The organism is Pseudonocardia sp., assembly GCF_029263155.1.
Taxonomy (GTDB): domain Bacteria; phylum Actinomycetota; class Actinomycetes; order Mycobacteriales; family Pseudonocardiaceae; genus Pseudonocardia.
Genome location: NZ_JAJCYB010000040.1, coordinates 46,974 through 55,931 on the forward strand (window position 1 = coordinate 46,974; position 8,958 = coordinate 55,931).

Annotated in this window: 9 protein-coding genes; 1 reads left to right on the plus strand and 8 read right to left on the minus strand. The window is 71.7% G+C overall.

What is annotated here, in order from left to right:
• Positions 1–44: 44 nt before the first annotated feature.
• The 6 genes from Q1K26_RS07070 to Q1K26_RS07095 form a co-directional block, all read right to left on the minus strand.
• Entirely contained in the window at positions 45–872 is an 828-nt protein-coding gene (locus tag Q1K26_RS07070; RefSeq protein WP_300008663.1) for a hypothetical protein, read from the minus strand.
• Entirely contained in the window at positions 869–1,516 is a 648-nt protein-coding gene (locus Q1K26_RS07075) for a hypothetical protein (protein WP_300008665.1), read from the minus strand. The genes Q1K26_RS07070 and Q1K26_RS07075 overlap by 4 nt, the downstream gene beginning before the upstream one ends.
• A 181-nt stretch (positions 1,517–1,697) precedes the next feature.
• Positions 1,698–3,524, minus strand: a complete 1,827-nt coding sequence (locus Q1K26_RS07080) for a tyrosine-type recombinase/integrase (protein WP_300008667.1) — start codon at positions 3,522–3,524, stop codon at positions 1,698–1,700.
• On the minus strand, positions 3,524–4,558 hold the full coding sequence (locus tag Q1K26_RS07085; RefSeq protein ID WP_300008668.1) for a tyrosine-type recombinase/integrase: 1,035 nt from the start codon (positions 4,556–4,558) through the stop codon (positions 3,524–3,526). The genes Q1K26_RS07080 and Q1K26_RS07085 overlap by 1 nt, the downstream gene beginning before the upstream one ends.
• The gene (locus Q1K26_RS07090) at positions 4,501–5,469 is read right to left on the minus strand and encodes an IS3 family transposase (RefSeq protein ID WP_300008670.1); all 969 of its coding nucleotides are present in this window, start codon (positions 5,467–5,469) and stop codon (positions 4,501–4,503) included. The genes Q1K26_RS07085 and Q1K26_RS07090 overlap by 58 nt, the downstream gene beginning before the upstream one ends.
• Positions 5,466–5,777 carry a transposase gene (locus Q1K26_RS07095; protein WP_300008672.1) on the minus strand — a complete coding sequence of 104 codons (312 nt, stop codon included), beginning with the start codon at positions 5,775–5,777 and terminating at the stop codon, positions 5,466–5,468. Before Q1K26_RS07095 ends, Q1K26_RS07090 begins: the two co-directional genes overlap by 4 nt.
• 111 nt (positions 5,778–5,888) lie before the next feature.
• Between Q1K26_RS07095 and Q1K26_RS07100 the strand changes: the two genes are divergently transcribed.
• Positions 5,889–6,557, plus strand: a complete 669-nt coding sequence (locus Q1K26_RS07100) for a hypothetical protein (protein ID WP_300008673.1) — start codon at positions 5,889–5,891, stop codon at positions 6,555–6,557.
• Between the two features lie 14 nt (positions 6,558–6,571).
• Here the strand turns inward: Q1K26_RS07100 and Q1K26_RS07105 are convergent, their stop codons facing one another.
• Both Q1K26_RS07105 and Q1K26_RS07110 read right to left on the minus strand, forming a co-directional pair.
• On the minus strand, positions 6,572–7,237 hold the full coding sequence (locus Q1K26_RS07105) for a response regulator transcription factor (protein ID WP_300008675.1): 666 nt from the start codon (positions 7,235–7,237) through the stop codon (positions 6,572–6,574).
• Positions 7,234–8,778 carry an ATP-binding protein gene (locus Q1K26_RS07110; RefSeq protein WP_300008676.1) on the minus strand — a complete coding sequence of 515 codons (1,545 nt, stop codon included), beginning with the start codon at positions 8,776–8,778 and terminating at the stop codon, positions 7,234–7,236. The genes Q1K26_RS07105 and Q1K26_RS07110 overlap by 4 nt, the downstream gene beginning before the upstream one ends.
• Positions 8,779–8,958 lie beyond the last annotated feature (180 nt).

An 8,958-nucleotide genomic window follows, 5' to 3' on the forward strand; every position in this document is an offset into this window, starting at 1 on the left:
CCCCGGACTGGCTGCACACAATCCGGTGGACTCCACGCCGTTGCCTATCGCGCGCTGCTGTCAGGTGGGTTCGCTACGTCCTCTCCATCAACCAGACCCACAACAATGTTGCGGACGCGGGCTGACGGATGCTCCGAGAGGCTGCCCAAGAGGTCGCCGCAGCTCGCTGGCACATGCGCCGACCCTGCGAAGGTACTGACCACGTCGAGTGCGGGTTGTCCACCACCGGACGCGACTGCGGCAGTCAGGGCGGGAAACGCGGCCGGGTGCGGGCTGTCCGGCGTACGGATCAGGTGATGCGCCAGTCCTGTTGCGGAAGCTGCGCGAATCTCCTGCCGATCATCATGAACTAGCGCTAGCAGCACAGGTACGAGCGGCGCGGCGGCCGGGTGCAGACCGATCATGATCGCGGCGTCGACGCGTGACTGCGTTTCGGCCCCGAGTAGAACAAGCAACTCGCTCTGGGTGTCAAAGAGCCCGTCAACATTGAGGGTGATGGCAAGGTGGGCAATGGCACCACCCATCGTGTCCACCAGATGCCTGTCCGCGGGAGATCCTACGATCGAGGGTACGAGTTCCCGAAGTCGCTCGGTCACCGCGCTCGGTAGGCCGGAAGCCGCGCGAGCGAGCCGGAAGCACAGCCGCCGCTTGGTGCGGCTACGGACCAGTGGGTGAGCCAGGAGATCCAGGAGCGGCTCCCAGTCGACGAGATCAGGAAGGGCCGCGCCCAACCACACCAGGGACTCGACCGCGTTCGGCCGGTCGGTGTAGGACCCCTGCTCGGCCTCGGCCATCTCGGTGCGGATGAGTTGTGCATCCTCCTCCACCCACGAGCGGACGACCTCAGCAGGCAGCCGGACCGGGTCGTTCATGGTCCGGGCCGCGACGCGGTCGCCGCCCGCCGATTCATCTCGTCCATAGCAAGCGGGGATGAACGCGCGGTCTCCAACAGAACGACCGCCAGATCCCCAGGACCGCACGCCGTACCTGCAGCGGCGAGTCTCTCGGCCGCGGGCGAGGACAGACGATCGTGCGGGAGACCGGCGGCCAGCCGGACCCAGGTCACGGGCTCGGTCTCCTCCACTGGTGCTTGGGAGGAGATCAGGTCGGCGACCGCGTCCAGCACCGGGCCACTCGCGGCCGGCAGCAGCGCGACGAGTGCCCGGCCAGCGTAGTGCCGGACGGCGAACGTGGGGTTTACGCGGCGAGTAAACGGTTCGGGATTGGCGACCATGTCCAGTATGCGGAGGGCGAGCCTATCGGCGTCGCGCTCGTCCAGGAGATCACCGCCCCTCTGGATGAGGGACAGGTTCGCCCGCGCCGGTGTACGGGTCCACGAGTTCTCGCCGACGCTCCCGAGGGCGCGTTGCAGCGCCTCCAGCGGGCCCGCCTCCCACATCTGCTGGCCAGCGAGCAGAACAGCATCCGGATCTCCACTGCGGCGCAGTTCGTCGAGCGCGAGGGCTGACTTGTCGACGTCGTCCAGCTCAGCAACCAACGTATTCTTGGCCAGCAACTGCGTCGTGGACCTCCAGGCACTGTGAAGCGCCCCGGCTTCAGTGGAGGCTGGGTTCTCCCGAGATCGCGTTGTCTCGGGCTGGTTGGTGAGCGTAGTAGTTCTGTTCGTACTCGACCGGCGGGAGGTTGCCGATCATGGAGTGCAGCCGGCTCGTGTTGAACTTATGCAGGTGATCGTGTCAAGCCCCGGTCTGGTCCAGTCGTTGGAGTAGGCCGTCGAAGACCTTCTGGCGCCCGATCTGGCCCTTGCCGTGGGCGTCGTCGCGCTGTGCCTGCAGCGTCGGGCGGAACTCGATGGTGGTGACGAAGAAGGTGCAGGATTCGCAGATCGACTCGAAGTGGCAGTCCATGTCGACGGGTCGGGCGCAGTAGCCGTTGCCGAGCATGCGGCGGTGCATCTCGGCGCGTAGGCGGCGCATCTCGTGTCCCTCGTCGTCGGCGGGGAGCTGGGTGGGTTGGTCGTAGAGGGCCTCGACCTTCTCGGTGACGGCGAAGTACTCCTCGGCCACGGTGCGGTCGGCGATCCGGGCGTAGATCATGGTCATGGCCAGGGTCTTGTGGCCGAGTAGGGCGGCGATGGCGTCCAGGCTCATGCCGCGGTTGATCGCCTGGGTGGCCAGGGTGTGCCGTAGCTGGTGAGCAGTGACGTGGCCGATGCCGGCGGTGTTGGCGAGGCGGGCCAGGGCGCGGTCGACGCGGCCGGCGCGGACGGGACGGCCGCGGTGGACCAGCAGCAGGTTCGAGCGCAGGTCCGCGGGCCGGTGGTGGGTGATCCAGTCGTCGAGCAGGGTCTTGAGCTCGGGGTGCAGCGGGATGTAGCGGTCGTTGTGCAGCTTGCCGATCGGGATGCGTAGCCAGAACGCCGAGCCGATCTGCACGACGGCGTCGACGGTGAGGGCGAGCAGCTCGCCCTTGCGCATCCCGGTGCGGGCCAGCAGCTCGACGACCAGCCGGGTGAACGGGTCGGGCTCGGTGCGAGCGGCGCGTAGCAGCTTGGTCGCGGCGGCGTCGTCGAGGAACCGGGGCAGGGGTTTGTCGATGATCGGCAGGTCGGCGTCGAACAGCAGCGGCCGGACGGGGATGTCGGGGTAGCCCCACTCGGTGATGCGGGTGAAGAAGCAGCGCAGGTTGATCAGAATGTTCTTGATGCTGACCCGCTTGAGCGGTGCCCCGCTGTGGCTGGGAGCGGTGGCCAGGTGAGACTTGTAGTCCTCGAGGTGACAGCGGGTCAGCTGGGCCAGGGTCACGATGTCGGGGTGGTGGTCGGCCAGCCAGCGGCCGAAGAACCGCAGGTCGCGTTCGATCGCGGTGACCGTGGACGGGCGCAGGCTCAGCGCCACCTGCTCGACGTAGCGCTGCGCCGCGTCTTGGTAGGACGTCGCGACGCCGGCCCAGCCGGCGACCCGGATCGGTGTCGGCGCGGGGCGGGCGATGGTGTCGACCTGCTTGTCGTGGAACAGGGTGGCCTGCAGTCGGTGCAGTACCGCGGCCAGCGCGCGTCCAGAGGCGGGTCGGTCCCGAGTTCGGTAGCCGCCCAGGAGCAGGTCCCGGCCGGTCTGGAAGGTCTCGGTGTTGACCTCGGTGACGATGCGCCCGACCGCGGCGGTGAGCATGACCAGCGCGTGCCACTGCAGGAGCGTGTCGGCGTGCGTGGTGTCGAGCCGTTCGGCGGCCTGCTCGAACCGCAGCCGGGCCGCCGGCTGGTAGCGGGCCGCGGCGTGCCCGAGCTGCAGCCCGCAGCCGGTCACGAACGCCGCGCTGACGGGCAGCCGGCCGGTGACGATCAGCCAGGACACGAACGGCGCGGCGTGCGCCGCCTTCGCCGCGGCCAGCTGGTCGGCCAGGTCCATCCGCTGCCAGCCGCCGCTGCGGGCGATGCGCCGGCAGAACGTCGCCGCGGCCTGGCAGGTGGAGCGCCACGCCCGACCGCCGCCGGCGATCAGCTCGGTGCGGAACCTCGCGACGAGGTCCTCGTCGGCCGCGGTCAGCGGGGCGGCGGCCGGCATCAGTCCACCTCCGCGGCGGTGGGCGCAGCGACGGTCTGAGCGTCGATCGCCTCGGCGGCTCGGCGGTACTCGTCGGCGAGCCAGTCGTTGGCCAGGTGCAGATAGATCCGGGTCGACTCGATGGAGCGGTGCCCGGCCTGAGCCTGCAGCGCCTCCAGCGCCATCCCGGCCTCGCGCAGCCGGGTCAGGCAGGTGTGCCGCAGTTGGTGGCAGGTCAGCTGGGCGATCCCGGCCCGCCGCCGTGCGCCGCGCACGATCTCGTCCAGCCCGGCCGCGGACAGCGGTTGTCCCCGCCGCGGGCCTTTGAGCGCCACGAACAGGTGGTCGTCGACCGCATCGGTCGGGCGTTCCTGGTGCAGGTAGTCGGCCAGGGTGGTGAAGAATCGCGCTGAGACCGGCACGATCCGCTGGTGGCCGCCCTTGCCCTCGGCGATGAACAGTCGCCGCTCGCCGGGCCGCACGTCGGCCAGGCGCAGCCCGAGGACTTCGCAGCGGCGCAGCCCGCCCAGCAGCATCGCCTCGACCATCGCCCGGTCGCGGCGGGTCCGCAGCGCGGCCAGGAAGGCGTCCACCTCGGTCGGCTCGAGCACCCGCGGCAGCGTTCGCGCCGTGCGGATCAGCGGCACTGCGCGCACCCGGCGCTGTCCCGGCCGGCGCGCCGCGAGACCGCGGGGCACCGGGTTGGCGGTCATCGCGGTGTCCCCGCGGACCACCAGGTAGTCGAACAACCCGGACACGCTGGCCAGCCGCCGCTTGATCGTCCGCGCGGACAGCCCGGCCTCGCCGTCCTCCAGCCGCACGACCCGCGGCCCGCGCCGCGGGGCGCGCTGGGCCTTGATGAAGGCCAGCACGTCGGCCGTGGTCACCGCTGCCGGCTCGCGGCGCACCACGGTGAAGAACACCTTCAGGTCATAAGCGGTCGCGATCAGCGTGTTCGGCCGGGCCCGCGCCGCGACCAGCTCGAGATAGGCATCGATCAGCGGATGCCCGAGCCGGACCGGACCACGTCCCGGGTCCGGACGTCCATCCAGCAAGCAAGGAACGAACGACACTGCAGGCCTCCCATCGGCGAGGGCCTGCCTCTCTCACCCGACTCCGCGGCAGGCCTGAAGATCACCTGCATATCGTGACCAGCCGTCGATGTAGCGGACCAGGGCGTGCTCGGCCTCGGCGCGGGTGGCGAACGTGGTCCCCGGCCAGTACACGAGCTCGGTCTTGATCGTGGACCACAGGTTCTCAGCCAGGGCGTTGTCGAAGCTGTCCCCGGTGCTGCCCGTCGACGGCGCGACCCCGGCGTCGACGAGGCGCCCGGTGAACCGCAGCGCGGTGTACTGCCCTGCGCACCCTTGTCGCTGTGGAAGATCAGCTGCCCGGGCCGCACGTCGCGCGAGCGCAGCGCGTGGTTGAGCGCGGTGAGCACCAGCGCGGTCGTCGCGCGCGGGTCGGTGGCCCAGCCGACGATCCGGTTGGCGAACGCGTCGCGCACGGATGCCAACCACAGCACGCCCTCGCCGGTGACCAGCCGCGTCAGGTCGGCCACCCACAACCGGTTCGGGGTGGCGGCCCGGAAGTCGCGGTCGACCAGGTCCGGCGCGGCGGTGTGGTTCGGGTTCTGCCGGGTCGAGCCGTGGCGCCAGCCGCGCCGCAGGTGCGCGCCCTGCAGTCCGTGCTCACGCATGATCCGCTCCACCCGCTTGCGCCCGACGCGCACGCCCTGGCGGCGCAGCTCCAGCCAGACCCGCGGCGAGCCGTAGCTGGCGGCGTACTCGTTGACGCTGCGCACCTTGCAGATCTGCTCGAGCAGCGCGGCGTCGTCGAGCTCGCGGCGGCTCGGCGCGGCCTGGCGGGCCCGCCAGTCGTAGTAGGTCGACTCGGCGATGTTCAGGACCCGCAGTACGAGACCGGCCGGGAAGCCACGGGCCTGCATCGTCTCGATGAAGCTCATGACCACCTCCGGGTCGGGCCGATCTCGCTGGCGAAATACGCGCTCGCCGCGCGCAGGACCTCGTTGACCCGCCGCAGCTCGGCGTTCTCCCGCGCCAGCCGCCGGTTCTCGGCGAGCATGTCAGTGGTAGGGCGATCGTCGCGCTCACCGGCGTCGGCCTCGGCCTGGCGGACCCAGTTCCGCAGGGCCTCGGGATGCACGTTGAGCTGCTCGCCCAACCGCCGGAACGTCGGCCGCGGGGACGACTCCCGATACAGCCGCACCGCGCGCTCGCGCAGCTCATCGGGGTACTTCTTCGGTGCTGGCAACAGAGCCTTCCTTCCTGGTCCTCAAGATCAGACCAGTCTTCAAAGACTCCGGAGAACCGGGGGAACCTCAGGACGGCCTCACGGGGTGTGGCGAGAGTTGGGGGTCTGCTCGTGCGATCGATCGTCCGGACGATGCTCGCGGCCGCGGCGGGTGCGGCGCTCGTCGCGAGCGGTACCACCGTGGTGCGGCTGTCCGAGCCCGCGTTCGCCGGCGAGGACCTCGCGGCGGCACGGATCGAGCCGCGGCCCGGGCTCGTGCCGGACGTCGCGGCCGCGGACGCGCCGGCCACGCCCCGCACGCCCCCGGCGCCCCGGACCGTCCCCGAACCGGTGACCGCCCCGCAGATCGCGCCCCCGGCCGTCGATCCGGTCGAGCGGGTGCGCCGGTCCGCGCCCGCGGAGCGATCCGCCCCGGCTCCCGCCGAACTACCGGCGGCCCAGCGATCGGCCCGGCAACCGACGGTCGAGCAACCGGCGGCCCGGCAACCGGCAGCCGAGCGACCGGCAGCCGAGCGACCCGAGGTGGAGGAGCCCACGGTGCGGGAACCCTCGGCGGCCGAACCCGCTGCCGCCGGCCCGCCGTCCGTCGCACCCGCCCCGACCCTGGCCGACGACCCGCCCGTCCGGCGCGGCACCGACGAACGAGAGGTCGCGGACGGTCCCGCGAGCAGCCGCGACGCCTCCGACGGCGACCCGCGCGACCGTCCCTCGCTGCTCGGGGGCCTGACCGAGCCGCTGGGCGTGTCCTGCGGCGGCCTGCTCCGGACGGTCTGCGGCTGAGCCGTCCCGGCGCCTCAGTCCAGCTCGTCGAGGCGGTACCCCATGCCGCGCACGGTGACGATCCGCTCGGCACCCAGCTTGCGCCGCAGGTAGCGCACGTAGACGTCGACGACGTTCGAGCCCGGGTCGAAGTCGTAGCCCCACACGTGCGAGAGCAGCTGCTCGCGGGACAGGACCTGGCCCGGGTGCCGCAGGAACGTCTCGGCCAGCGCGAACTCGCGCGCCGACAGGTCGACCGTGCGGCCCTGCACGTGCGCGCGCCGGGTGCGCAGATCCAGCTGCAGGCCGCCGTGGGCGAGCACCGTCAGCTCGGCGGAGCGGTCGGTGGCCAGGCGGAGCCGGACCCGCGCGAGGAGTTCCTCGAACCGGAAGGGCTTGGGCATGTAGTCGTCGGCGCCGCCCTCCAGCCCGGCGACGGTGTCCTGCACGCTGTCGCGGGCCGTCAGCACGATCACCGGGATCGGGCACCTGTCGGCCCGCAGCTTGCGCAGCACCTCGAAGCCGTCCATGCCGGGCAGTCCGATGTCGAGCACGAGCAGGTCGAAGCCGCCGGTGACCGCGTAGTCGAACGCCGACAGCCCGTCGGTGACCACCGTGACGGTGAACCCGTTGGCCGTCAGCCCCTTCTCGACGAAGGCGGAGATCCGCGGCTCGTCCTCGGCGATCAGCACTCGGCTCATGAGAGGTTCTCCTCGGGAAGGACCGCCGGGACGACGACGGTGAACGTGGCGCCGCGCCCGGGCACGCTGTCGAGCAGGACCTGGCCGCCGTGCGCGACCGCGATGGCCCGGATGATCGCGAGCCCGAGCCCCGCGCCCTCGGAGCGAGGGCCGGTGGACGTGCCGCGGGCGAAGCGTTCGAAGATGCGGGTGCGGTCGGCCTCGCCGATGCCCGGCCCGGTGTCGGACACCCAGAACCGCAGCGTGCCGCCGGCGAACTGCGAGCCGATCGCGATCCGGTCGCCGGGCCGGGTGTGGCGCACCGCGTTGTCGGCCAGCGCGATGATCGCCTGCGTGATGCGCTGCGGATCGACCTCCGCGTCGACGCGCGCGGCGGTCTCGAGCACCCACTCCCGCTCCCCGAGGCGGACGACCTTGCCGAACACGTCCTCGGTGAGCTCGCCGACGTCGGTGAGCTCGGGGTGCAGGAACGTGGGCTGCTCCGAGCGGGCCAGCAACAGCAAGTCCGCCACCATCCGGTTCATCCGCCCCAGCTCGTCGTCGACCAGCTCGACGGTGGTGCGCACGTCGGCCGGGTCGGTGGCGTCGAGCACCTCCAGGTGCCCGCGGACGATCGTGATGGGCGTGCGGAGCTCGTGGCCCGCGTCGTCGACGAACCGACGCTGCGCGGCCACCCCGTTCTCGACGCGGTCGAGCATGGCGTTGACGGTGCGGACGAGGTCGCGCAGCTCGTCGCGCTCATCGGCCGGGCCGGGCTCCAGCGGGATGCGGCGGGACAGGTCGGTCTCGGTGATGGAGCGGGCGGTCGCGGCGACGTCGCGCAGCGGGCGCAGGATCCGCCCGGCCACCAGCCAGGCGCCGCCCGCCGCGGCCAGGGACGTGAGGGCGCCGATGGCGAGCATGACCCGCGCCGTGTCGTGGGCGGCCTCGCGCTCGGCGTCGGCGAGGTAGGCCGCGACGATGACGCCCTGGTCGGGACGGCCGGCCAGCGTCACGGGCACGGCGAGGTAGAGCACCTCGCCCTCGGCGCTGGCGTAGGAGTCGCTGACGGGCTCGGTCACGGTGGCGACGAGTGCGGTGAACGCGGGATCGTCCTCCAACACCGTCGATCCGCCGCCGACCTGGCGGCTCTGGCTGGAGAACGTCCCGTCGACGTAGCCGAGGAACTTCTCGTTGGGTCGCGCCGGGTTGTAGGCGATGGCCTCGCCGATCAGCTCGGCCATGGACGCGAACCCGACGCCCGTGCGGGGGCTGATGCCGTCCTGGGTGATCTCGCCGAAGTCGACGATCTCGCTGCGCAGCGCGCGCTCCATCCGGTCGTCGGTGTTCTGGAGCAGCAGCCGCCACGTGACGAACGTGACCACGCCCAGTGCAGCCAGCACGAGCAGCAGCACCCACCCGATGATGCGGGTGCGCGCCGTCGACGGGAGGTGCCGGCGACGCCGCCGCGGGACGACCGGCAGCTCGGCCGTGTCCGGGCCGCCCGCGGTCCGGCCGGACGGTGCGGCGCGCGCCGCCGGCTCCGCCTGTGCGGTGATCATGGGTGACCTCATCCGGGATCCGGCGGTGGGGACGGCGGTCGGGATGCTCCTATGGATGTCAAGCTGCGGATGAAGGTCGTTCCTGTTGAGCGACGGGTGTTCTGCCTCCCTCCCGGGTAGATCGTCTTCCGCCGCTGGTCGGTGTCAACGTCGTTCGTCCTCGCTGCGCTGCGGGCGCTC